Source organism: Streptomyces sp. HB132 (genome assembly GCF_016909575.1).
Taxonomy (GTDB): domain Bacteria; phylum Actinomycetota; class Actinomycetes; order Streptomycetales; family Streptomycetaceae; genus Streptomyces.
The window spans coordinates 100,040-124,263 of the sequence record NZ_JAFBGA010000002.1 but is presented as its reverse complement, the minus strand read 5'-3'; the positions used below and the strand labels follow the sequence as shown (position 1 = coordinate 124,263).

Here is a 24,224-nt window from a genome sequence, read left to right as displayed (position 1 = left end):
CGTGACCGAGACAACCGGAGGCCCGTTGCGGGGGACGTCCGCACATCCTCGTTGTCGGTCCCCTCCGCTACGGTCGCGACATGACCGACTTCGTACTCACAGCAGGCGCCTGGCTCGGTTCGTGGGCCTGGGCCGATGTCGTCCGGGAGCTTCGGGCGGGCGGGCACGGCGCACACGCGCTGACACTGTCCGGACTCGCGGAGCGGCAGGGAGAGCCCGCAGGGCAGCAGGATCACGTGCGGGACGTCGTGGACGAGGTGGAACGGCTGGGGCTGCGTGAAGTCGTGCTCGTCGGACACAGCTACGCCGGCATCCCTGTCGGGCAGGCGGCCGAGCGGATCGGTGACCGGCTGAAGCGGGTCGTACTCGTCGACTCCGAGGTGCCGACGCACGGGGCGTCGATGTCCTCCGCCTGGTGGCAGGGGCAGGCGGTCTTCGAGGAGGCGCTCGCCGGGAACGGAGGGTTCTGGGCCCCGCTGACCGCCCCCGAATTCGAGGGACAGGGGCTCACCGACGACCAGGTCGCCCGCATCGTCGCCGGCTGCACGCCGCACCCCGGCCGGACGCTCACCGAGCCGGCGGTCCTGGCGCGGCCTCTCGGTGAGCTCCCCGCGACGTACATCAAGTGTCTGCTCGACGGCGCCGAGCCCAACGACACCGTCGCGGAACTGCTGAAGAGCGAGCGCTGGAGGCTGGTCCAGATGGACACCGGGCACTGGCCGATGTTCTCGCAGCCGCGTGAACTCGCCCGGATCCTGGCTCAGGACCACTGACGCGGTGCCGAGACCCTTCGGAGTGGCCCGGTTACGCGCGGCCGGGCGACGGGCTGCCGGGCAGTGAATGCCAGGCCCTGCGTCGGGCATCGTCGCCGGGGGACGTGTCCTGCCCGTGCACAGCGGGACACCGGTACGTAGCTGGGCGCAGGCGGGCGAACAGAAGGGCCGGGCGGGTGTGACCCCGACGCGTTGTCGGAGTCCTCCTGCCCGGCCCTGCCCGCATCACTTGTTCAGATCGTCCATGATGCGCCGCACGCTGTCCGCATCCGTGAGCGTGGTGACATCGCCCAGCTCGCGGTTCTCGGCGACATCGCGCAGGAGACGGCGCATGATCTTGCCGGACCGGGTCTTCGGCAGCTCGGACACCGGCAGGACGCGCTTGGGCTTCGCAATCGGCCCGAGCGTGGTGCCGACGTGGTTGCGCAGCTCGGCGACCAACTCCTCGGAAGCGGTGGCAGTGCCACGCAGGATCACGAAGGCGACGATGGCCTGACCGGTCGTCTCGTCGTTGGCACCCACCACTGCGGCTTCGGCCACCGACGGGTGAGACACGAGAGCCGACTCGACCTCGGTGGTCGAGATGTTGTGCCCGGACACGAGCATGACGTCGTCGACGCGGCCGAGCAGCCAGACGTCGCCGTCCTCGTCCTTCTTGGCCCCGTCGCCCGCGAAGTACTTGCCCTCGAAGCGCGACCAGTAGGTGTCGATGAAACGCTGGTCGTCGCCCCAGATGGTCCGGAGCATCGACGGCCACGGCTCGGTGAGGACGAGATAGCCGCCCCCGCCGTTCGGTACCTCGTTCGCCTCGTCGTCGACCACGGTGGCGTTGATGCCGGGCAGGGCCCGCTGCGCCGACCCGGGCTTGGTCGCCGTGACCCCGGGAAGCGGCGAGATCATCATGGCGCCGGTCTCGGTCTGCCACCAGGTGTCCACGATCGGACAGGCGTCGGCGCCGATGTGCTTGCGATACCACATCCAGGCCTCGGGGTTGATCGGCTCACCGACCGAACCGAGGACACGCAGCGACGACAGATCGAACCCGGCGGGGATGTCCTCTCCCCACTTCATGAACGTGCGGATCGCGGTCGGCGCGGTGTAGAGGATCGTGACCCCGTACTTCTGGACGATCTCCCAGAAGCGTCCCTGATGGGGGCTGTCGGGCGTGCCCTCGTACATGACCTGGGTCGCGCCGTTGGCCAGCGGGCCGTAGACGATGTACGAGTGTCCGGTCACCCAGCCGATGTCGGCGGTGCACCAGTACACGTCCGTCTCGGGCTTGAGGTCGAAGACCGCGTTGTGGGTGTACGCCGTCTGGGTCAGGTAGCCACCGGAGGTGTGAAGGATGCCCTTGGGCTTACCCGTGGTTCCCGAGGTGTAGAGAATGAAGAGCGGGTGCTCCGCGTCGAAGGCCTCAGGGGTGTGCTCGGCCGACTGCCTGCCGGTGATCTCGTGCCACCACACGTCCCGGCCCTCTGTCCAGGCGGTGTCCTGCCCGGTGCGCCGGACCACGAGCACATGCTCGACGCTGTCGATGCGGGAGACGGCGTCGTCCACCGCGGGCTTGAGCGCCGAGGGCTTGCCGCGGCGGTAGCCGCCGTCGGCGGTGATGACGACCTTGGCGTCGGCATCCCGGATGCGCGCGGCGATGGCGTCCGCGGAGAAACCGCCGAAGACCACCGAGTGCGCAGCGCCGATGCGGGCGCAGGCCAGCATCGCTACGGCAGCCTCCGGGATCATCGGCAGGTAGACGGCGACCCGGTCCCCCTTGACGACACCGAGCTCGGTGAGTGCGTTCGCCGCGCGGGAGACCTCGTCCTTCAGCTCCGCGTAGGTGATGGCTCGGCTGTCGCCGGGCTCGCCCTCGAAGTGGATCGCGACCCGGTCGCCGTTGCCCGCCTCGACGTGACGGTCCACGCAGTTGTACGCGACGTTGAGCTTGCCGTCCGCGAACCACTTCGCGAAGGGCGGGTTGCTCCAGTCGAGCGTCTCGGTCGGCTCCGTGGCCCAGGTCAGGCGGCGGGCCTGCTCGGCCCAGAAGCCCAGCCTGTCCGCCTCGGCCTTCTCGTACGCCTCCACTGTCACGTTGGCGTTCGCGGCCAGATCGGCAGGCGGTGCGAACCGCCGCTCCTCCTTGAGCAGATTGGCCAGGCTTTCGTTGCTCACGACATCTCCCATTCCCAGGGTGTCCGTTGTGTCCCGGGGACAGCTCATCAGGCCGTGGGCCAGGTGACAAGTGTCTGCCGGGAATTGGTTTAGACCTGTATCTCGTGAGGAGACACAGGTCCCGCCTCCGCGAGCGGCGCTGCGCGACGCGAGGGCGGGACCACAAGGTCTCACGGACCGCAAAGGTGAGTGGTTCAGGCACCGACCGTGGTGCCGGGGGCCGTGGGCAGTGCTTCGGTGCTTGGCTCCGCACCCCATACCGCGCCGGGCGCGACCCGGGCGAAGACCTCGTCGGGCCCCGTGCCGGAACTGGCGCCCTCGGTCAGCAGATAGGCCTGTGCCTCGCCGACGTGAAAGTACATGCCGTGCAACTGCAGTGTGCCTGCGGCCAGTCGACGTGACACCGATTCATGGGCACGCAGGTGCTCCAACTGCTGCACCACATTGGTCAGGCAGAGTTGTTCCACGGCATCGGTGGGCAGTCGGCCGGCGATGCGAGCCCAGGAGTGGTCGCGGGAACGCATGCGTTCCAGGCTCGGGAGTCCGTGTCGCAGCCAGCGCCACAGAGGGGTCCGGGGCGTCTCCGGGTCGGCCTCGAGCAGAGCCTGCATCGCCCCGCATCCGGAGTGGCCGCAGATCGTGATGGACTCGACCTCCAGCACATCCACCGCGTACTCGATGGCGGCAGCCACGGAGTCGTCGTTGCCCGTTGCACCCCCCGCGTCAGGCGGCGGCACCAGGTTGCCGACGTTCCGCACGGTGAAGAGGTCGCCCGGACCGCTTGCGGTGATCATGCTGGTGACCAGGCGGGAGTCGGCGCAGGTCAAGAACAGCTGCGAAGGTCGCTGCCCCTCGGAGGCCAGCCGGGCCAGCTCCTCCCGGACCAGCGGGGCCGTCGTGCGCTGAAACGAACTGAGGCCGTTGAGGAGTCGATGGGCACCGCGCCGGCGGCTCGGAGAGCTTGCCGGAGCGGCTGGGGCAGCAGCAGCCTTCGACACGATATGCGAGGCAGCGGCGGGGGTGGCCGGTGACCCTTCCTGCCCGCGGTCGTGGCAGTGATGGTTGCGCCACGGGGTCCATGGGCGGCAGCAGGAGTGAGCGGCCGAGGCCGGCTCGGCGATCCGCCCACCGGAGCGTCCCGTGAACTCGATCCGGCCTCCCATCGCGGTCTGCGCCGCGTACCAGTCCTGGATCGTCTCGTACGCCGCGTGGTCCATGAAGAAGCCGTCCAACTCGACGACTGCGTCGACCCCTTGTGGAAGCCTCCCGAGCAGGCGGCTGAGCCGCGGAACGGCCAGGAAGGTCAGCTGGCCGCGGGCGGCCACCAGGTATCGGCCGTCATGCTGCTCCGTCACGGTGATGCGCGTGCGAGCCAGCCGGTGCAGGGCGACGGCCACCGCCACGACGATGCCGATCGCCACTCCTTCGAGGACTCCGGCGAGAAGCACTCCGCTGATCGTCGCGCCGTACACCAGGAACTCCCGGTGTTTGTGGACCTTGCGGATGTGGACGAAGTTGACCATCTGGATGCCGACCACCATCACCAGTGCGCCGAGCGCCGCCAGGGGAATCCACTCCAGGGCCGTGACCAGTAGTACGGCCGCCAGTAGTACCCAGACGCCGTGCAGCACCGTGGAGGCCCGGCTCTCCGCGCCCGCCCGCACATTCGCGGAACTGCGCACGGCGCCCCCGGACACGGGAAGACCTCCGGCCAGTCCGGACACCGCATTGGCGACACCCTGGGCCCGCAACTCACGGTCGAGGTCGGATCGCTTCACGGGCGCGGTCGGCGCCGACCCCTGCCTGGGGCCGGCCGCTGAACGGTCGGCGGCGAGCTTGTCCACGGCGACCGAGGCGAGCAGGGATTCGAGGCTGGCGACGAGCATGACGGTGAACACCGCTGTCGCCAGCGCGGCTACCGGGCCGTGAGGCAGCTCAGGCAGTGCGTGCGAGCGCCATGACGGTAGGTCCACCCTGGCGATGCCGGGGGTGGCCGCAGCGGCGACAGCCGTGGCGATGGCCACTGCGGCAAGTGCGGCGGGAATTCTGCGCAGTGACGCCCCGATCCTGCCGGGCAGGCGCGGCCACACGACGAGAAGAAGGATCGTCAGGGCTCCGATGAGAAGGGCGGCAGGCTCGAGCCGCGCCAGGTGGGAGGGGAGCGACAGGGCGTTTTCCAAGGCGGAGCTCTGCGGAGTGTCGCCGAGCACGATGTGCAGCTGAGCGAGAGCGATCGCCACACCGATGCCCGCGAGAGTGCCGTGGACGATGGCGGGGCTGACCGCAAGGGCGCTGCGGGCCGCTTTCAGCGAGCCCAGCAGAATCTGCAGGAGTCCCGCCCCGACGGTGATCGCGCACGTGGTGCGCCAACCGTAGAGCTGGATCAACTCGGCGGTGACTACGGTCAGTCCGGCGGATGGGCCGCTGACCTGGAGTGGTGTACCGCCCAGCAGTCCGGCGACGATGCCGCCGATCGCTGCGGACACCAGCCCGGCAGCGAGGGGTGCGTCCATGGCGACGGCGAGACCGAGCGACATGGGGACGGCGATCAGGAAGACGGTGATCGATGCGGACAGATCCGCACCCGAGACGCGGAAACGTCCGCGGCGGGGCGGTGGTGGCGGACCGTGTGGGCGCTTGATTCCCGAGGCGCGGGGAGGGCTCGAGCCTCGGGATGAGTGGTCGTTGCGGGTAGGGACGCAGGCAGACATGTTTCCCGTCTCCTCCGGGGCAGCGCGGTCGCGGTATGTGAGTGACGGCGGCCGTGGGTCACGGCGTGCGGCGGTGGGGGTAAAGCGGCGGGATTTCTCAACTCTCCGTAAATGAATCGTAATGGAGAGTAAAGAAGCGTGTCCATGCTTTCGAGCAAATAGCCTAATCAGTCACCCCTTCAAGTGAATAAGCATCTTTTCATTCGGCTTGTCGTACTGATTCCGGCAGAGCTACGTGTGAGGTTGACCGCGCCGTGTCGGGACTTCGACGCACGAATTCTGCAAGGAAGAGGGTGGACGGATGATGGCCGCCGCGAAGCGGATTGCCCTGGGTGCCGTGGTCACGGCGCTGATCGCCGGACTGGCCGGCTGTTCGGGTTCCGGGCCGGGGACTGATGGCCCGGGGGCCGGGGTTGGGAAGAAGACGGCTCCGGGCGCGGAGGGGAACTCTCCAGCGGCGGCGCCGAAAGGGCCGGTGAATCTCATCGGGGACGGCTCCACCGCCTTTACGGGTGTTCAGCCGAATCTCCCCGCGGTCAAGCGTCTGAAGCCTGGTCAGAAGCCACCGCAGTTCGTGGTGTTCTCGTGGGACGGTGCTGGTGAGGACAGTCAGAAGCTCTTCTCGCACTTCCGCGCGGTCGCCAAGAAGTACGACGCCAGAATGACGTACTTCCTCAGCGGCGTGTACCTGTTGCCGGAGGAGAAGAAGGAGCTCTACGACCCGCCCCAGCACGCGGCCGGCCGCTCCGACATCGGGTTCAACGACACCAAGGGTATTCGGCACACCCTGACGGAGCTGCGTGCCGCGTGGCTGGACGGCAACGAGATCGGTACCCACTTCAACGGGCACTTCTGCGGGCCGGACGGGGGCGTCGGCACCTGGTCGGTCGAGGAGTGGAAGAGCGAGATCAGTCAGGCGAAATCGTTCGTGAAGGGCTGGAAGACCAACGCTCCGGCGCTCAAGGGCGAAGCACCCCTGCCCTTCGACTACGACAAGGAGCTGATCGGTGCCCGCACACCCTGCCTCGAGGGGCAGAAGAACATGGTGGAGGCGGCGCGGACCATGGGATTCCGCTACGACTCCAGCGGTGTAGGAAACCAGGTCTGGCCGGCGAAGAAGAACGGCATCTGGGACCTCCCCCTGCAGCTCGTCCCCGTCCCGGGGCGCGCGTTCGAGACGCTCTCGATGGACTACAACTTCATGTTCAACCAGTCCGGTACGACCAAGGGCGACCCGGAGAAGCACGAGTACTGGGGCAACCAGATGCGTGACGGTCTGGTTCAGGCGTTCGGCCGGGCCTACAACGGGAACCGCGCCCCGCTGATCATCGGCAACCACTTCGAGTCCTGGAACGGCGGCACCTACATGCGCGCCATCGAGGAGACCATGAAGACGGTGTGCACACAGCGGGATGTGCAATGCGTTTCGTTCCGCCAGCTCGCCGACTGGCTGGACGCGCAGGACCCGGCGACGCTCGCGAAGCTCGGGACGCTGAAGGTGGGCCAGAAACCCGAACCGGGCTGGGCCGCGTTCCTCGCCGGTAAGGTCCCGGGCAAGCCCGCAGGCAGCCCCGTGCCCGCCAAGCCGGCGGATCAGCCGGCGGGCAAGGGGGCCGACGGGAGCGCGGAGTAGCGACCGTTCATCGGTGCCGCGCCGTCCGACTCTCAGGCCGGCTGAGCGGCGCCCGACTCCGCACAGTGCTCGTGCAGGGCGAAGGAGGGGTCGACCTGGGCAGCCAGGTCGGCGCCCGTCTTCTCGTTTCCCCAGCTTTCCGCGTTCTTCAGATGGAAGTGCACCATCTGGCGCGTGTAGCGCTCCCAGTCGCGCAGCTCGTACGAGTCCTCCGCGACGTTCTGCAGGGCCTGCAGTGCCATCCTGTTGTCCGCCTCCAGCAACTCGAACGGGGCAGGCCGGCCCTTCTCCATGGTCCGGACCCAGTCGGACTGGCCGATGCCGACCAGCAGGTCGTCGCCGACCTCGGCGCGCAGGAAGTCGAGATCGTCCTGGCCCTGCACCTTGTTGCCCACCACCTTCAGCGCGACACCGAAGTCCCGGGCGTATTCCTTGTACTGACGGTAGACGGAGACGCCCTTCCGGGTCGGTTCGGCGACGAGGAAGGTCATGTCGAAGCGGGTGAACAATCCGGAGGCGAACGAATCCGACCCGGCCGTCATGTCGACCACCACGTATTCGTCCAAGCCGTCGACCAGGTGGTTGAGGCAGAGCTCGACCGCCCCGACCTTCGAGTGGTAGCAGGCGACTCCGAGATCGGACTCGGTGAACGGCCCGGTGGCCATCAGCCGGATCTCTCCGTCGTCGAGGCGGACCGTGCGCGCGCAGGCGTCGTAGACCGGGTTGTCCTCGCGAACGCGTAGGAGCCGGGACCCCTCACCGGGCGGCGTGGTCTTGATCATCGTGGCGGCGGATGCGATGCGGGGGTTGCTTCCGCGGAGGTAGTCCTTGATGAGGGGCAGCTGGGCGCCCATGGCGGGCAGTCCGGCGGCCTCGTCCTCGTCCAGGCCGAGGGCGGCCCCGAGGTGCTGGTTGATATCGGCGTCCACCGCGACGACATGGGCTTCATTTGCAGCAAGGTGGCGGATGAAGAGCGAGGACAGCGTGGTCTTGCCGCTGCCGCCCTTCCCCACGAAAGCGATCTTCATATTCACTTAGGGTAGCTGCTCGATCGCTCGCTGCTGTCACTCTTCGTGAAGAAGGCCACTCCCGGGCGGTATCCGTACCGGGGGCGCGTAGCCTCCGTACTTATGAGTAAGACTTCATCGGACCCGCTTTCCGCCCTAGGAGAGCTGCCGGGGGTCCCCGATGCGGTGGACTCCGTGCGCAAGGCCGTGGACCGGGTCTACGGGCACCGGGTCATGCGGCGCCGCAGTAACGAGGTCACCGCGGAGGCGGCCTTGCGTGGAGCGCGCGGGTCGGCGGCGCTCTCAGGTGCCGACTGGAACCTGGAAGAGGTTCGCCGTCGCACCGACTTCAGCGGTGAGGGCGAGGCTCGCACCATCGGTGCCGCCCTGAGGCTCACGGCTGAGGCAGGGCAGCTGCTCTCCATCTGGAGGCAGTCACCGCTCCGCGTCCTTGCGAGGCTGCATCTCGTGGCGGCGGGCGGCGCGACTCCCGACGATGCGGTCGGCAGGCCTCGGCTGGTGGGCGAGTCCGTCGAGGAACCGTTGATCGAGGCGCCTGTCCCCGACGCGGACGAGGTGTCCGGGCGGCTCGAAGGCCTCTCGCGGCTGATCATTGCCGGTGGCGCGGCGTCCGCGCTGGTGACTTCATCGGTGGTGCACGGTGAACTGCTGGCTCTGCGCCCCTTCGGTTCGCACAACGGCTTGGTCGCCCGGACCGCCGAGCGGATCGTGCTGATCAACAGTGGGCTCGACCCCAAGTCGGTCTGCCCCGCCGAGGTCGGTCACGCGGAACAGGGGCGCGCGGCCTACGTTGCCGCGTTCGAGGGGTATCTGTCCGGGAGGCCCGAGGGGATGGCGGCCTGGATCGCCCACTGCGGGCGCTCGGTGGAGCTGGGTGTCAGGGAGTCCACGGCGGTGTGTGAGGCAATGCAGCGCGGCGCCGCCTAGGCAGGCTTTTCCGGGAGCCGGGAGCCGGGAGCCGGGAGCCGGGAGCCGGGAGCTGCTCGGATGCTCTGGCGGATTTCCGCAGAAGTGTGCGGCGGTACCGGTTCCGGTACCGCCGCTGGCATGTCCGCCCAGTTACCAAGCGTCCTCGATGTGTGCCCATCAGGTCAGGTTCTCTGCCCGTTACCTGGTGCGGCTGGCCCGTAATCGACGGGTCGACGTCGCGTGGGTACTCGGCTTTCATGCTCGGTCCGTCTGGCCGTCTGTGCGTGAAAGGTGATCCTCTCGGATGTCCTTGGTCTCGCGGGCCGTTGCATCCTTTGTACTCCTGGGCGAGGGCAAGCGGAAGGCCTGGTCTCACTTCTTTACTTTTTGGTTCAAATAGTATCCCGCCAGGCATTTGGGACTTGGTGTCGTCCGGCGGGTGTTGGTTGAGGTCGAGTGGGTGGCCTGCCGAGGAACGGCACCTCGCCAGGCGGGGCGGTATCAGCCGGCGGTGGCCGTCGCGGTGGCGCGGCGACGGTTGGCGTACCAGACCAGCCCGGCCGTCACGGCAGCCGCGCCCAGGGCGGCTGCGGCGACGAGCGCCGGCCGCGGCGGCATCGAAAAGGCGGGCAGGCGCTGCTTGAGGCGGACGGGCCGGTCGAAGACGAGAATCGGCCATTCCCGCAGGGTGGCCTCACGCCTCAGCGCCCGGTCAGGGTTGACGGCGTGGGGGTGCCCGACCGATTCCAGCATCGGCACGTCGGTGGCCGAGTCGCTGTACGCGTAGCAGCGCGAGAGGTCGTAACCTTCCGATTCGGCGAGAGCTCTGATCGCCTCGGCTTTGGTGGGTCCGTAGGCGTAGTACTCGACCTCGCCGGTGAAGCATCCGTCCTCGCCCACCACCATCCGGGTTGCCACGACCCGGTCGGCGCCGAGTAGTTCACCGATCGGTTCGACGACCTCGGAGCTGGAGGTCGAGACGATGACGACGTCGCGTCCAGCGGTGTGATGCTCTTCGATGAGGGTTGCGGCCTCGTCGTAGATGATCGGGTCGATCAGGTCGTGCAGTGTTTCGGCCACAAGGTCCTTGACCTGCTGGACGTTCCATCCTTTGGAAAGGGCCGAGAGGTACTCGCGCATCCGCTCCATCTGGTCGTGATCGGCACCCCCGGCTAGAAACACGAACTGTGTGTACGCGGTGCGCAGTACGGCGCGGCGGTTGATCAGCCCGCCTTGGTAGAAGGACTTGCTGAAGGTCAGTGTCGACGACTTCGCAATGACTGTCTTGTCCAGGTCGAAGAAGGCTGCCGTGCGCGGCGAGAAGCTATTTTCCACAAAGGTGAGCATAGGGGCCCGCCATTCGGCGTAAAATCCGGTCGGCGGGTTTGCCTGAGAAGGCGCTCGGGTACACCATGGAAGTCACGGATCGTTCGCGACCGTGCTAACCCGGTCCGGCTCCTCCCCCCCCGAGTCGGCCGTGGGGACGACCCCCGCTCTCCCCCCCGGCGGGGGTCGTCGCATGTCCGGACGCCTTTTCGAGTATGAGATCAGGGCGCTCCTGTCCACGCTGGCTTCTCCGCTCCCGTCCTGGCGTCGGCTCGTTCGACCATGCATCGTCACCCTGTGTAGTGGAAGGGGTGTGCTGCGAAAGTCCCCTGGACGAGCTACAGAGATATTCACAACGCTGCGGTTGTCCACAGTTTTTGAGCAAGATCCACATGTTTTTTCGCGTCGCTGCATGTTGATTCCACCCGCGAAGTCCGTGGGTTCCGGAATCGCGCGTCTCGGGAGGGTTCGAGATCGCCGCGAAACCGCACTGAAGGGACATGCGGAGGGGCGTGGATCGTGGCTGGATTTTTCGCGGGCGGAGGTCCGTCGAGCACCGAGGGGCGGCGGGACGGGCCGTCGATCGTGACCGAGGACCCGGACCTGCTGGACGACCTGCTCAGGCTCTGCGCGGCCGCCGGGGCGATGCCTGAGGTGCATCACGGCCCACCGGGAAAAAGGGGTGGCTGGGAGCGTGCCCCGATGGTTCTGGTCGGCGACGACATGGCGCGCAGCTGCCGTGGATTGCCCCGTAGGCCGGGCGTCATGCTCGTCGGGCGGGAGCAGGACGACCCTGATGTATGGCGCCGAGCGGTGGAGATCGGAGCCGAATACGTGCTGAGGCTGCCTGATTCCGAAAGGTGGCTCGTTGACCAGATCGCCGATGCGGTCGAGGGTGTGGGCCGATCCGCGCTCACCGTGGGAGTGATGGGAGGGCGCGGCGGCTCCGGAGCTTCCACGCTGGCCTGTGCGCTTGCCGTGACGGCGGCACGGTCGGGCCGACGGGCCATGCTGATCGACGGAGACCCCCTGGGCGGCGGGATCGACGTGCTGCTCGGCGGGGAGGAGTCCGAGGGCCTGCGGTGGCCGGATTTCGCTCGTTCGAAAGGGCGGGTGGGCGGAGGTGCGCTGGAGGATTCCCTGCCTGCGGTGCACGGGCTGCGAGTGCTCAGCTGGGGTCGCGACGACGAGGTGATCGTGCCGCCGCAAGCCATGCAGTCGGTGCTCGCCGCGGCACGTCGGCTCGGCGGAGTGGTGGTCGTGGATCTGCCGCGGCGGGTCGACGAAAGCGTGGCTGAGGCGCTCGCACAGATGGACGTCGGACTGCTGGTCGTACCCGGGGAGCTCAGAGCGGTCGCGGCCGCGCAGCGTGTGGCGGCTTCTGCCCGCATGGTCCTCGACGATTTGCGCGTGGTCGCCCGGGGCCCCTACACGGCGGGCCTGGACGAGCAGTGGGTGGCACAGGCGCTGGGACTGCCGCTCGTGGGCGACCTGCCTGCGGAGGCCGGTCTGCCTTCGGCTCTGGACAGCGGTGTGCCCCCGGGCGGGAATTCCCGCGGTTCGCTGGCGCGCTTCTGTACCGCCTTCTGGGATCTGGCAGATGCCCCGGCGAGCCGCTCGTCCGGGGCCGCGACCCTGCCGCGCAGGGGGGCGACGTCATGAGCGATGCGTTGCTCGACGCCGTACGCCAACGGCTGGCACGCACCGGTGCGGCGCCCACGCCGGCCGGGGTGGCGGCCGCACTGAGGGAGCAGGGCCGACTGCTCGGCGACGCGGAGGTCCTCGGCGCGGCGGAGGAGCTGCGGGGTGAACTGGTCGGCACAGGAGTGCTGGAGCAGCTGCTGGCAGACCCCGCGGTGACCGATGTACTCGTGTCCGCTCCGGACCGGGTGTGGGTGGACCGCGGCGGCGGACTCGAGCTGACGCGCGTCGCCTTCCAGGACGCGGCGGCCGTCCGGAGGCTGGCTCAGAGGCTTGCCGCAGTCGCGGGGCGCCGACTGGACGATGCCCGGCCGTGGGTGGATGCCCGGCTGCCGGACGGCACGCGTATGCACGCAGTGCTGCCGCCCGTGTCCGTCGGCTCGACATGCCTCTCTCTGCGGGTGGTGCGGCCCAGGGCTTTCACGTTGGCGGAGCTCGTGAAGGCGGGGACCGTCCCGCCCGGCGGCGACCGGCTGCTGAGAGCACTGGTCGAGGCCCGGGTCTCGTATCTGATCAGTGGAGGGACCGGCGCAGGGAAGACGACCCTGCTGTCGAGCCTGCTGGGGGCGGTCGGGCAGCGGGAGCGCATCGTGCTGGCGGAGGATTCGGCGGAGTTGCGCCCGGATCACCCGCACGTGGTGCGCCTGGAGTCGCGTCCCGCGAACCAGGAAGGTGCCGGGCGGGTGACGCTACGGGACCTGGTACGCCAGGCGCTGCGCATGCGTCCTGACCGGCTGGTGGTGGGGGAGGTCCGTGGAGCCGAGGTGACGGAGCTCCTTGCGGCTCTCAACACCGGACACGAAGGCGGGTGCGGCACGGTGCACGCCAATGCGGCCGAGCATGTTCCGGCGCGGCTGGAGGCCCTCGGGACCGCCGCGGGTCTCGACCGCGCCGCTCTGCACAGCCAGTTGGCGGCGGCGCTGTCCGTGGTCGTACACCTCGTACGGGACAGGGGTGGGCAGCGGCGTCTGGCCGAGGTGCATGTCCTCGAGCGGGATTCCGCAGGCCTGGTCGTCACCGTGCCCGCACTGCGCTGGGGAGCCGAGGGCTTCGAGCCGGAGCGGGGCTGGGAGCGGCTCGGGTCGCTGATCGGGGAGTTGTCGTGACGGCGGCGGGCCCCGACGCGCTGACGCAGGTGCTGGCCTTGGCGATGACGGGATGTGCGGGTCTGGCCGGCGGTCTGGCCGTGGCGCGGGACCCCGGGGCGCGGCGAGCTCGGATGCTGATGGCGCGACCGCGGGAGGAGCAGTGGGGGCCTACGGCGTGGGCTATGGTCCGCGAGCTGTTCGACGGCCGACGGGAATGGCTGTGTGCCCCCGTGGCGGCCCTTCTCGCCGTGTTGGGGGAATCGGTGCTCCCGCTTCTCGCCGGCGCTGTGGCGGTTGCGCTGGTGAGGCGCTGGCTGCGGCGGCGGGCGGACTGGGACGAGCGTGAGCGGGCGGCCGACGCGGTGACTGCCCTCTGCGGAGCGGTGGTCGGCGAGTTGCGGGCAGGGCGCGAGCCCGGTCAGGCGCTGCTCGCCGCCACGCGGACCGCGGGCGGCGAGCTCGGAGCAGCCGAATCCGCCGTGCTGGCGGCCGCGAGGTTCGGTGGCGATGTGCCGGGCGCACTGCGGCAGGCATCGGCAGGTCCCGGTCTCGACGGACTCGCGGGGATGGCAGCGTGCTGGCGGGTGGCAGTGAACGGCGGAGCCGGTCTCGCGGCAGGTCTGGCGCGTCTGGAGGGTGCGCTGCGAGGTGAGAGGCGTCAGCGGGAGGAGCTGCGGGCGCAGTTGGCGGGCGCGTGGTCGACCGTCGCGGTCCTTGCTTTGCTGCCGGTGCTCGGCTTGGGAATGGGCGCCGCACTCGGAGCGGATCCGCTGGGGGTGCTGCTGCACAGCCCGGGTGGGCTCACCTGTCTGGTGGCGGGCGGACTGCTCGAGACCGCGGGGCTGTTCTGGGCATCGCGGATCGTGCGGTCGGGGGAGGTGCCGTGAGCGGGGTGCCAGGGGCGGGGGGATCGCTGGGAGTGGCCGGGGCAGCGGGGGCGGCAGTGGGTGCAGCCGTCTATTTCGCCTCCACGCTGACCGTGCGGCGGCACGAGCGCGCGATACGTCGAAGGGGCGCGCTGCTGACCAGGTCCTGCGCGAGCAGGCCGCGGCCGGGGTGGACGCACCTTCGTGCGCAGGACTGGAGCCGCGCTCGGCGGTGGGTGGTGTTCCTGGCAGCCGCGGCGGCGGGCTGGATCCTCGTAGGCGCACCCGCCGGTTGCGGGGTCGGTCTTGCCGTGGTCTACGGACTGCGGCGGTGGCGGCGCTCCGTGAGACGGCGTGGAGGCGCTGTCCAGGAGGCCGAGGCCGCTGTGATCGCCCGGCAGCTGCCCGTGGTCGCGGACCTGTTGGCATCCTGCCTGTCGGCCGGTGCCGGACCGCGGGACGCTGCGGAGGCAGTCGGGGAATCCATGACCGGTCCGGTCGGCGAGCGGCTTGCCCGTACGGCGGCCGAGATCCTCCTCGGGGGTGAACCGGCGCAGGCATGGGGCCGGTTCGGTGAGATACCAGGCGCTGCGCAATTGGCGCGCTGTCTGGAACGTGCCGCATCCACGGGAGCGCCCGCAGCGGAGCCTGTTTCCAGGCTGGCCGACGAAATGCGCGCTGCGCGGACGAGTGCGGCCGTGGCACGTGCTCAGCGTGCGGGTGTGCTGATCACCGCGCCGGTTGGGCTTTGCTTCCTGCCCGCCTTTCTGGCGGTGGGCGTGGCGCCGGTGGTGATCGGACTGGCGAACGGTCTGTTGGACCGCGGCTGAGTGCGTACAGCCGTCCTTCGGGGGGCCGGCTCCGACGGCGGGGGACTGAGGGTGACTGCTGTGACCCGGATGAGGCGCCGGAGAAGAGCTGTGCCGGAGTCCTGGCGGGTCCCCCGGCCGCGGTGCGGCTGGGTTCGAGCGGGAGCCGGACCGGACTCCCGCTGTCCTGCAGCTCCGGCTCGCCGGAAGTACCGCATGGAAGTTCCGAATGAAAACGACGTGGTTTCTGGACATGGGGGTTGTTGTGGGAAGGAAAGTCATGGACCGCTCTCTGAGGGCGCTGTGGGCTCTGCGTCGTGCGTGGGAGAGCGGGTTCGGCAGGCACGCCCGGTGCCGCGGTCTCGACCGAGGAATGACGACTTCGGAGTACGCGGTGGGAACCATTGCCGCCTGCGCCTTCGCGGCGGTGCTCTACAAGGTGGTCACCAGCGGGGCGGTGATGTCGGCGCTGCAGTCGCTGATCAAGGACGCCCTCGATGCGAAGTTCTGAGGTCCCGGGGAGGGGTCTGTCCGGCGACAGAGGAGCGGTGACGGCGGAGGCGGCCATGGCACTCCCTGTGCTGGTGGCGTTCGTCCTCGCACTCGTCTGGGCGCTGGTGGCCGCAGCGGACCAGATCCGCTGTGTGGACGCGGCGCGGGCCGGAGCGCGGGCCGCGGCCCGGTCGGAGCCGGAGGGCGTCGTGCGGGCCACGGCGCAGGATGCGGCGCCTGGCGGGGCTCGCGTCGCCGTAAAACGGGCCGGGGCGCTGTGGCGAGTCCGGGTGGAGGCGCCGACTCCAGGTCCTGGGCCACTGAACCTGACGCTGAGTGCTGAGGCTGTCGCCTTGGCCGAGGACACCGTGGGGACGGAACCGTGAGAAGCATGAGAGGCGCCCCCGGCACCGGGGACCGGGGGCTGGCGACCGTCTGGGTGGCTGTCACGACGACGACGCTCTGCGCGGTGTTCGCCACGGTGCTGGCCCTCGGCCAGGCTGTGTCCGCCCGTCACAGGGCCGGCGGCGCGGCGGATCTGGCGGCGCTTGCCGCAGCCGACCAGGCGCTGCGGGGTGCGGAGGCGGCGTGCGGGGCGGCCGGTGAGGTCGCCGTGGCCCAAGGAGCGGAGATCGTGCGTTGCGGGGTGCGGGGAGAGATCGCCGACGTGACGGCCCGCGCGCGCTTCGGACCGTACGCGCCTGAGGTCAGGTCGAGGGCGGGCCCCCCGGAGACCCGTTGAGCCCTGCGCGGTCGGCGGCGTCGTCATTCGCCGAAGGACAGGTGCGCCTGCAGACCTCAGCGCGCAGGCTTTCCGGCCGGCCCCTCCGCGTCCTGTTACGGGGGCCTACCTCAGGCCGACGGCGCGGTCCTGAGCAGTTCGGTCAGGAGGCGTACGGCGCCCCGTTTGTGCAGTGGTTCGTTGCCGTTGCCGCACTTGGGGGACTGGATGCAGGACGGGCAGCCCGCTTCGCACTCGCATGACGCGATGGCCTGGCGCGTCGCCGTCAGCCAGGTGCCGGCGGTGTGGAAGGCGCGCTCCGCGAAGCCGGCCCCGCCCGGGTGGCCGTCGTAGACGAAAACCGTGGGAAGGAGCGTGTCGGGGTGCAGAGGGACTGAGACACCGCCGATGTCCCAGCGGTCGCAGGTGGCGAAGAGCGGCAGCATGCCGATGGAGGCGTGTTCGGCGGCGTGCAGGGCACCGCCGAGGATCTCCGGGCTGATCCGTGCGGCATCGAGCTGGTCTTCGGTGACCGTCCACCACACGGCGCGGGTGCGCAGGGTGCGGGGTGGCAGGTCGAGTTTGGTCTCTCCCAGGACCTCTCCGGTGATCAGCCTGCGGCGTAGGAACGAGACGACCTGGTTGGTCACCTCGACCGAGCCGAAACAGAGGCGGCCGGCGCCCCAGGGAATCTCGGTGTCGGTCTCCAGCACGGCGATCGCGGTGGTGTCGCGCGCGTTCGTCGAGTAGGGAGGTACGGCTTCCTCCACCAGGGCCACTGAATCCTCCAGGTCCAGTGTCCGGACCAGGTAGGTCCGGCCCTGGTGGAGGTGGACTGCACCTTCGTGCACGGCGGTGTGCGCGGCTGATTCGTCCACGGTTCCCAGCAGCCGCCCGGTGCCTTCCTCGACGATCTGGACGGGACGGCCGCCTCCGCCACGGATGTCGGTGAGATCGGCGGCCCGTTCCCGGCGGGTCCAGTGCCAGCCCGTCGGCCGTCTGCGCAGCAGCTTCGCGGCCTCCAGCTGTGGCAGAAGCTCGGGTACCGCCGGGCCGAAGAGGGCGACGTCCGCCTCCGTGAGGGGGAGCTCCGCGGCCGCGGCACACAGGTGTGGGGCAAGTACGTAAGGGTTGTCCGGGTCCAGAACGGTCGATTCCACGGGCTGCTGGAACAGCGCCTCGGGGTGGTGGACGAGGAAGGTGTCCAGTGGGTCGTCCCGGGCCACCAGGACGGCGAGGGCGCCCTCGCCCGAACGACCCGCGCGGCCGGCCTGCTGCCAGAGGGAGGCGCGGGTGCCCGGGTATCCGGCGATGACCACGGCGTCCAGCCCCGAGACGTCGATGCCGAGCTCCAAGGCGGTTGTGGCTGCCAGTCCCAGCAGGTCCCCGGAGTGCAGCGCGCGTTCCAGGGCCCGCCGCTCCTCGGGCAGGTAACCACCGCGGTAGGCGGCGACGCGTCCGGGCAGTGAGCGGTCGACCTCGGCCAGCCGCTCCTTGGCGATGAGGGAGATGAGCTCGGCGCCGCGCCGAGAGCGTACGAAGGCGACCGAACGCACGCCCTGGAGGGTCAGGTCGGTCAGGAGGTCGGCGGTCTCGGCCGTGGCGGAACGGCGTACCGGCGCCCCCTTCTCGCCGTGCAGATCGGTCAGGGGCGGCTCCCAGAGGGCGAATACCAGTTCTCCGCGGGGGGAGGCGTCGTCGGCGACCTCCTTGACGGGGAGGCCCGTGAGGCGGCCTGCGGCGACAGAGGGCTGCGCCGCGGTGGCGGAGGCGAGGAGGAAGACGGGATCGGATCCGTAGCGGGCGCAGAGACGGCGTAGACGGCGGAGCACCTGAGCGACGTGGGAGCCGAAGACGCCCCGGTAGGTGTGGCACTCATCGATGACGACGAAGCGCAGGGAGCGGAGGAAGGAGGCCCAGCGGGGGTGGGACGGGAGGATGCCCCGATGCAGCATGTCGGGGTTCGTCAGGACGTAATTGGCGTACTGACGCACCCATTCGCGTTCTTCGACCGGCGTGTCCCCGTCGTAGACCGCCGGCCGGATCGCGGAGCCGAGGGGCGCCGCGAGCGCCTTCACAGCGCGGCGCTGATCGGCGGCCAGGGCCTTGGTGGGGGCGAGGTACAGGGCGGTGGTACCGCGGCCGTCAGGGGCCTGGGAGCCGTCGAGGAGCGTACTCAGCACGGGGGCGAGGTAGGCGAGCGACTTGCCGGACGCGGTCCCCGTGGCGATCACGACGGACTCGCCGTCCAGGGCGTGCTCGGCTGCGGTGGCCTGGTGCGTCCACGGATGGTCGATTCCGGCCCGGCCGATCGCCGAGACGACTTCTGGCCGGATGCGTTCCGGCCAGAAGGCATGGGTTCCCGCACGCGGGGGCAGGTGCTCCGTATGAGTGATGCGCGCTGCCCGGCCCGCCGCTGCGGCGAGCCGGTCGAGAACCACCGTGGGAGAGGGGCGCGAGCCCGCGCTCTCGGGTGGTCGACTGGGGCGGTGATTCTTGGCCATCGGCACCGAGTGTGTCACTGGCATGACGGACAATGGTCCCAAGGCGTCGTGCATGGCTGCTGGTAAGTGATTGAATGCCATCGCGGCTGGCGATCCGTCCCCTGGCCTCCGTCGGGGAGACCGAGGGGCGACCGCTCGATAGCAAGGTGCTGGAGGATCCGTGGACCTGTCCCTGTCGACTCGCAATGTGTCCGGCCCTGGTGGCGACCGTACGGTCGTCGAGGTCGGTGGCGAGATTGATGTGTATACCGCGCCCAAGCTGCGCGAGCAGTTGGTCGAGTTGGTGAATGACGGCAGCTACCACCTGGTTGTCGACATGGAAGGCGTCGACTTCCTCGACTCCACCGGCCTCGGCGTGCTCGTGGGCGGCCTGAAGCGTGTCCGGGCCCATGAGGGCTCGCTGCGCCTGGTGTGTAACCAGGAGCGCATTCTCAAGATCTTCCGGATCACAGGTCTGACCAAGGTGTTTCCCATTCACACCACGGTCGACGAGGCAGTCGCTGCGACCGACTGACCGTCGGTGCGGGTCGGCAGTTCCCAGGCCGGCAGGCACGCAGTGACAGACCGGCAGGCGGCAGCAGACTGGCCGCCAGGAGCAGGCGGTCGACCATGTGGTCGGCTGTCGGCTTCGTCGGTTCCGGAGGAAGTGTGAGCAGGGGTACCGGGCGCCACGCCCGGGCCCCTGAAATGCACGCCCAAAAGTTCGAGGGGGATGACATGCCAACCGTTGAACTCCGCTTCAGCGCTCAGCCCGAACACGTCAGGACGGCGCGCCTCGTGGCAGCCGCCGTGGCACGCCGGGCCGGCGTTGACGAGGCGGTGCTCGACGAGGTCAGACTTGCGGTCGGCGAGGCGTGCAGCCGCGCCGTGGGGTTGCACCGGAGCCACCACGTCGACGCTCCGGTCACGGTCGTTCTGACCGAGGAGGAGAAGGCGTTCTCCATCGAGGTCGGAGACGGGCTCCCCGCCCCGGGCAGCGGAGCATCGGCGCCGCGAGCGCCCGGAGCTGGAATTCCGGACGTACCGGAGAGCGACGCCGACAGCGAGGACGAGATGGGCCTTGCGGTCATCAGCGGCCTGGTCGACGACGTGGAAGTCCGCACGGGTGCGGACGGTGGAGTGATCCGCATGACCTGGCCGACGACACCGGCCGTAGTGCTTCCCTGACCCACAGCCCCGGTGATCCGTAGCGGCGGGATGCCCACAGCCCCGGTGATCCGTAGCGGCGGGTTGCCCACAGCCCCGGTGATCCGTAGCGGCGGGTTGCCCACAGCCCCGGTGATCCGTAGCGGCGGGTTGCCCACAGCGCTCGGTGATCCGTAGCGGCGGGTTGCCCACAGCGCTCGGTGATCCGTAGCGCCCGGTTGCCCACAGCCCCCGGTGACCGTAGCGGCGGGTTGCCCAAAGCCCCCGGTGATCCGCAGTGGCCGGTACCCACAGCGGCCGACCATGTGCCTCGCCCAGTGCGTTCGGTCCAGCTCCGTGTTCCACGCCGCTCGGCGCCCCAGTCGCGCCGCGCCCGCGCGTCACCCGGTCGTGGCCTCAGCCTTCGTGCCCCGCCCGGCGCCGCGATCCCGCCCGGGCCCTCCCCGGCTCGGATACCGCACCCTTTGCCTCTGGCGAGCCCGTCCCGCTGCCGGCCACACGTCCTCATGCCCTCGCAGCCTCGCGCCAGCGTGCCCTCGCAGCCTCGGCCGGCAGGCGAGGCTGCGTGATCGAGCCCGGTTGAGCAGCGGTTTTTCCTTGCGCTTGATCGGTGATCTCGCTGATTTCGCACATGTCACTCGTCTGCTCCTTTACTGCATTCGGGTCCAAGTGCGATCGAGATCATTTTCCATTGGGTGGACGAATGTCGATTTCATTGGCCATCCACTGTTTTGATCAGGTTCCGCTCCCTACAATCCCTCCACGACTTGAGCGCTCAGCGTCAAGGAGGACGTATGGCGGAGTTCTTCAACACCCCGGAGTTCTTCAACACCCCACTGACAGAACTGACGCACGTTTCCGTACCTTCCGGCCGCTCCACCTCACTCGCAGCCGCGGTACTCACCGATGGCAACCGGCTGATCGTCGCCGTCATCGCGGTCGTCGCGCTGGCCGCGCTGGTCGTGGCCCGGCTGCTCGTACGCCAGGTGCTGGCGGCGGGTGAAGGCACCGAACGCATGAAGGAGATCGCGGCGGCAGTCCAGGAGGGCGCGAATGCCTATCTGGCCCGTCAGCTGCGTACCGTCGGTGTCTTCGCAGTCGTCGTGTTCTTCCTGCTTCTGCTGCTTCCGGCCGACAACTGGTCGCAGCGCACGGGGCGCTCGCTCTTCTTCCTGGTGGGTGCTCTGTTTTCGGCGGCCACCGGATACATCGGTATGCGGCTGGCCGTTCGAAGCAATGTGCGCGTGGCTGCCGCCGCGCGTGAGGCGACTCCCGCCGAGGGGGAACCGGAAAAGGATCTCGCCGCCGTTTCGCACAAAGCGATGAAGATCGCTTTTCGTACGGGTGGTGCGGTCGGCATGATCACGGTGGGCCTCGGCCTGCTGGGTGCCTCGTGCGTGGTGCTCGTCTACGCCGCCGACGCGCCCAAGGTGCTGGAGGGGTTCGGCCTTGGTGCCGCGCTGATCGCCATGTTCATGAGGGTCGGGGGCGGCATCTTCACCAAGGCCGCCGATGTGGGCGCCGACCTCGTGGGCAAGGTGGAGCAGGGCATCCCCGAGGACGATCCGCGCAACGCCGCCACCATCGCCGACAACGTGGGGGACAACGTCGGTGACTGTGCGGGCATGGCCGCGGACCTGTTCGAGTCGTACGCCGTGACACTCGTGGCCGCACTCATCCTGGGCAAGGCCGCCTTCGGGGACGCGGGGCTGGCCTTTCCGTTGATCGTTCCGGCGATCGGGGTGATCACGGCCGTGATCGGGATCTTCGCTGTTGCTCCCAGGCGCGCCGACCGCAGCGGCATGAGTGCCATCAACCGTGGATTCTTCGTCTCCGCCGTGGTCTCGATCGCCCTCGTGGCGGTGGCCGTGTTCGTCCATCTGCCTTCCACGTACGCCGGGCTGGACGGGGTCACCGACGGCTCCGTCACGTCGCACGGTGGTGACCCGCGGGTGTTCGCCCTGGTCGCCGTAGCCATCGGGATCGTGCTCGCTGCCCTGATCCAGCAGCTCACCGGCTACTTCACCGAGACGAGCAGGCGTCCGGTCCGGGACATCGGGAAGTCCTCACTGACCGGCCCGGCGACCGTCGTGCTCGCGGGCGTCTCCATCGGCCTGGAGTCGGCCGTCTACACCGCGCTGCTGATCGGCCTCGGCGTCTACGGGGCTTTCCTGCTCGGCGGTACGTCGATCGTGCTGGCGCTCTTCGCGGTGGCCCTGGCAGGGACCGGTCTCCTCACCACCGTGGGTGTCATCGTCGCCATGGACACCTTCGGTCCGGTCTCCGACAACGCCCAGGGCATCGCCGAGATGTCCGGGGACGTCACGGGTGCGGGAGCCCAGGTCCTCACGGACCTCGACGCCGTCGGCAACACCACCAAGGCCATCACCAAGGGCATCGCGATCGCCACGGCGGTCCTGGCGGCGTCCGCGCTCTTCGGCTCCTACCGGGATGCCATCGCCACGGCGGTCGACGACGTGGGGGCCCGGGCGGGGGAGCTGGGGCTGAGCCTGGACATCTCGCAGCCGAACAACCTGGTCGGTCTGATCCTCGGAGCCGCGGTCGTCTTCCTCTTCTCAGGGCTGGCCATCAGCGCGGTCTCCCGTTCGGCGGGGGCCGTGGTCCACGAGGTCCGGCGGCAGTTCCGGGAGCGTCCCGGGATCATGAACTACACGGAGAAGCCGGAGTACGGGCGCGTCGTCGACATCTGCACCAAGGACGCGCTGCGCGAGCTCGCCACGCCCGGGCTGCTCGCCGTTCTGGCGCCGATCGCGGTGGGATTCACCCTGGGCGTGGGGGCTCTCGGCTCGTACCTCGCGGGTGCGATCGCCACCGGCACCCTGATGGCCGTCTTCCTCGCCAACTCGGGTGGTGCGTGGGACAACGCCAAGAAGCTTGTCGAGGACGGCCACCACGGCGGCAAGGGCAGTGAGGCGCATGCCGCGACAGTCATCGGCGACACGGTCGGGGACCCGTTCAAGGACACGGCCGGCCCGGCCATCAACCCGCTCCTCAAGGTGATGAATCTCGTGGCGCTGCTCATCGCCCCCGCGGTGGTGCAGTTCAGTTACGGCGATGACGCGAGCGCGGCGGTGCGGGCCGCGGTGGCCGCCATCGCCCTCGTCGTCATCGTCGGCGCGGTCCACGTGTCCAAGCGACGGGGGATTGCCGTGGGTGACGGCGGCGGACGGGGTGGTAGTGGCGGTGACGACGGAGGGGACGGCGGGCCCGCCAAGTCCACCGGCTCCGCGGCGCTTTCGTGACGTGCCCGGTCATGGGCGCGTTCGTCCCAAGGTGACACCGGTTCAGTGAGGCGGTGGGCGTCGCGTCCTGACGTGCCGTCCGTCGTCCAGGCGGTCTGGGCGCGCCGCTGCTCACCGGAGGCGGGGCCGTGCCAGTGTCCCTGTGGGCAGGTGAGTTGTATCTCCCTCATTCTCCTTGGTGCAAATGGCTGCAAAGGGATGTATATCGGATACCCTTCGCCTGATTGCCGCCCACTTGGCGTGTAAGTTCCGGGGCCGAGAGCCTTGGAAGGGACCCAATCCGGTGAACAAGAAGCTTGCAGCCGCACTGTCCGGCGGTGCGGTACTCGTGCTGACTCTGTCGGGCTGCAGCGACGACAGCGACAACAAGGTGAACGACTGGGCGAAGAAGTTCTGCGACCAGGTTCAGCCGCAGCTGCAGAAGATCGCGAACGCCAATGCCGCGATCGGACAGCAGACGGATGACCAGAGCAAGCCCGCCGACGTCCAGAAGACCGACTCTGCCGCCTTCCAGCAGATCTCGCAGGCGTACAAGCAGCTGGGCGCGGCCGTGCAGTCCGCGGGCGCACCCCCCGTGGACGGCGGAGAGACCACGCAGAAGGAGGCCGTGAAGGAGCTCAACGCCGCCTCTGTTGCCTACGCGGACCTGAAGACGAAGGTCGACAAGTTCGACACCAAGGACCAGGCGGAGTTCGCCGACAGTCTCAGCGGTCTCGCCGACGAACTGAAAAAGATCAGCAACAACGGTGACCAGGCGCTGAACAAGCTCCAGTCCGGTGAGGTCGGCTCCGCGATGGCGAAGCAGAAGGGCTGCCAGAAGCCGACGGCCTCAGCTCCTCCCGCATCCGCCCCCTCCGCCCCGGCGTCGAAGTCCGCCTCGCCCGCCGCCTCGGCGAGCGAGAAGTCGTAGGGGCGGCAGGGAGGGGAACCCGCAGCGGGCGCGGACCACGCGCAGGTGTGTCTGGGTGAAGTCCTCACCGCCGAAAACCGTGACCGGCGTGAAGCCGTGGCGGAGGGGGCCCTCGCGGACGTCGGAGGGCGTGCGGTCGCGAGGGGTGAGCGCCTCGGGGCAGCCCGGACGCCCCTCG

General features: G+C 69.3%; 19 protein-coding genes. 14 read left to right on the top strand and 5 right to left on the bottom strand.

Annotated elements, in window-relative coordinates; translation table 11 throughout:
• Positions 1–80 precede the first annotated feature (80 nt).
• Positions 81–773 carry an alpha/beta fold hydrolase gene (locus JOC24_RS04895; protein WP_205018866.1) on the top strand — a complete coding sequence of 231 codons (693 nt, stop codon included), beginning with the start codon at positions 81–83 and terminating at the stop codon, positions 771–773.
• A 225-nt stretch (positions 774–998) separates the two neighbouring features.
• Here the strand turns inward: JOC24_RS04895 and acs are convergent, their stop codons facing one another.
• Positions 999–2,951, bottom strand: coding sequence for an acetate--CoA ligase (acs, locus tag JOC24_RS04890; RefSeq protein WP_205018865.1), 1,953 nt, complete (start codon positions 2,949–2,951; stop codon positions 999–1,001).
• Between the two features lie 182 nt (positions 2,952–3,133).
• Entirely contained in the window at positions 3,134–5,650 is a 2,517-nt protein-coding gene (locus tag JOC24_RS04885; protein WP_205018864.1) for a SulP family inorganic anion transporter, read from the bottom strand.
• 301 nt (positions 5,651–5,951) lie between these two features.
• Between JOC24_RS04885 and JOC24_RS04880 the strand changes: the two genes are divergently transcribed.
• Entirely contained in the window at positions 5,952–7,283 is a 1,332-nt protein-coding gene (locus JOC24_RS04880; RefSeq protein ID WP_205018863.1) for a polysaccharide deacetylase family protein, read from the top strand.
• 32 nt (positions 7,284–7,315) lie between these two features.
• Here JOC24_RS04880 and JOC24_RS04875 read toward each other — a convergent pair whose 3' ends face one another.
• On the bottom strand, positions 7,316–8,311 hold the full coding sequence (locus JOC24_RS04875; RefSeq protein WP_205018862.1) for an ATP-binding protein: 996 nt from the start codon (positions 8,309–8,311) through the stop codon (positions 7,316–7,318).
• A gap of 102 nt (positions 8,312–8,413) precedes the next feature.
• Here JOC24_RS04875 and JOC24_RS04870 point away from each other — a divergent pair, with 102 nt between their 5' ends.
• Positions 8,414–9,238 (top strand): Fic family protein, encoded by an 825-nt coding sequence (locus JOC24_RS04870; RefSeq protein WP_205018861.1) that lies wholly within the window; start codon positions 8,414–8,416, stop codon positions 9,236–9,238.
• Positions 9,239–9,721: 483 nt separating this feature from the next.
• On the opposite strand, the gene JOC24_RS04865 is transcribed toward JOC24_RS04870, so the two are convergent.
• Positions 9,722–10,567 carry an HAD family hydrolase gene (locus tag JOC24_RS04865; RefSeq protein WP_205018860.1) on the bottom strand — a complete coding sequence of 282 codons (846 nt, stop codon included), beginning with the start codon at positions 10,565–10,567 and terminating at the stop codon, positions 9,722–9,724.
• A gap of 498 nt (positions 10,568–11,065) precedes the next feature.
• Between JOC24_RS04865 and ssd the strand changes: the two genes are divergently transcribed.
• The 7 genes from ssd to JOC24_RS04830 all read left to right on the top strand — a co-directional run bounded on the left by ssd (position 11,066) and on the right by JOC24_RS04830 (position 16,244).
• On the top strand, positions 11,066–12,208 hold the full coding sequence (gene ssd / locus JOC24_RS04860; protein ID WP_205018859.1) for a septum site-determining protein Ssd: 1,143 nt from the start codon (positions 11,066–11,068) through the stop codon (positions 12,206–12,208).
• Positions 12,205–13,353, top strand: a complete 1,149-nt coding sequence (locus JOC24_RS04855) for a TadA family conjugal transfer-associated ATPase (RefSeq protein ID WP_205018858.1) — start codon at positions 12,205–12,207, stop codon at positions 13,351–13,353. The genes ssd and JOC24_RS04855 overlap by 4 nt, the downstream gene beginning before the upstream one ends.
• Before the next feature lie 44 nt (positions 13,354–13,397).
• A complete protein-coding gene (locus JOC24_RS04850; RefSeq protein WP_205019317.1) occupies positions 13,398–14,222 on the top strand; it encodes a type II secretion system F family protein in 825 nt (274 codons plus the stop codon).
• A complete protein-coding gene (locus JOC24_RS04845) occupies positions 14,219–15,031 on the top strand; it encodes a type II secretion system F family protein (RefSeq protein WP_374104474.1) in 813 nt (270 codons plus the stop codon). The genes JOC24_RS04850 and JOC24_RS04845 overlap by 4 nt, the downstream gene beginning before the upstream one ends.
• Positions 15,032–15,290: 259 nt before the next feature.
• Entirely contained in the window at positions 15,291–15,521 is a 231-nt protein-coding gene (locus JOC24_RS04840; RefSeq protein WP_205018857.1) for a DUF4244 domain-containing protein, read from the top strand.
• Positions 15,508–15,888 carry a TadE family type IV pilus minor pilin gene (locus JOC24_RS04835; RefSeq protein WP_205018856.1) on the top strand — a complete coding sequence of 127 codons (381 nt, stop codon included), beginning with the start codon at positions 15,508–15,510 and terminating at the stop codon, positions 15,886–15,888. Before JOC24_RS04840 ends, JOC24_RS04835 begins: the two co-directional genes overlap by 14 nt.
• A gap of 5 nt (positions 15,889–15,893) precedes the next feature.
• A complete protein-coding gene (locus tag JOC24_RS04830) occupies positions 15,894–16,244 on the top strand; it encodes an Rv3654c family TadE-like protein (RefSeq protein ID WP_205018855.1) in 351 nt (116 codons plus the stop codon).
• Positions 16,245–16,354: 110 nt separating this feature from the next.
• On the opposite strand, the gene JOC24_RS04825 is transcribed toward JOC24_RS04830, so the two are convergent.
• Positions 16,355–18,808, bottom strand: a complete 2,454-nt coding sequence (locus JOC24_RS04825; protein ID WP_205018854.1) for a DEAD/DEAH box helicase — start codon at positions 18,806–18,808, stop codon at positions 16,355–16,357.
• Positions 18,809–18,887: 79 nt separating this feature from the next.
• Here JOC24_RS04825 and JOC24_RS04820 point away from each other — a divergent pair, with 79 nt between their 5' ends.
• The 4 genes from JOC24_RS04820 to JOC24_RS04805 all read left to right on the top strand — a co-directional run bounded on the left by JOC24_RS04820 (position 18,888) and on the right by JOC24_RS04805 (position 24,046).
• Entirely contained in the window at positions 18,888–19,241 is a 354-nt protein-coding gene (locus JOC24_RS04820) for an STAS domain-containing protein (protein ID WP_003967428.1), read from the top strand.
• A gap of 203 nt (positions 19,242–19,444) precedes the next feature.
• On the top strand, positions 19,445–19,894 hold the full coding sequence (locus JOC24_RS04815) for an ATP-binding protein (RefSeq protein ID WP_205018853.1): 450 nt from the start codon (positions 19,445–19,447) through the stop codon (positions 19,892–19,894).
• 773 nt (positions 19,895–20,667) lie between these two features.
• Positions 20,668–23,136 (top strand): sodium-translocating pyrophosphatase, encoded by a 2,469-nt coding sequence (locus JOC24_RS04810; RefSeq protein ID WP_205018852.1) that lies wholly within the window; start codon positions 20,668–20,670, stop codon positions 23,134–23,136.
• A 283-nt stretch (positions 23,137–23,419) separates the two neighbouring features.
• Positions 23,420–24,046 carry a small secreted protein gene (locus tag JOC24_RS04805; protein ID WP_205018851.1) on the top strand — a complete coding sequence of 209 codons (627 nt, stop codon included), beginning with the start codon at positions 23,420–23,422 and terminating at the stop codon, positions 24,044–24,046.
• Positions 24,047–24,224: the final 178 nt, after the last annotated feature.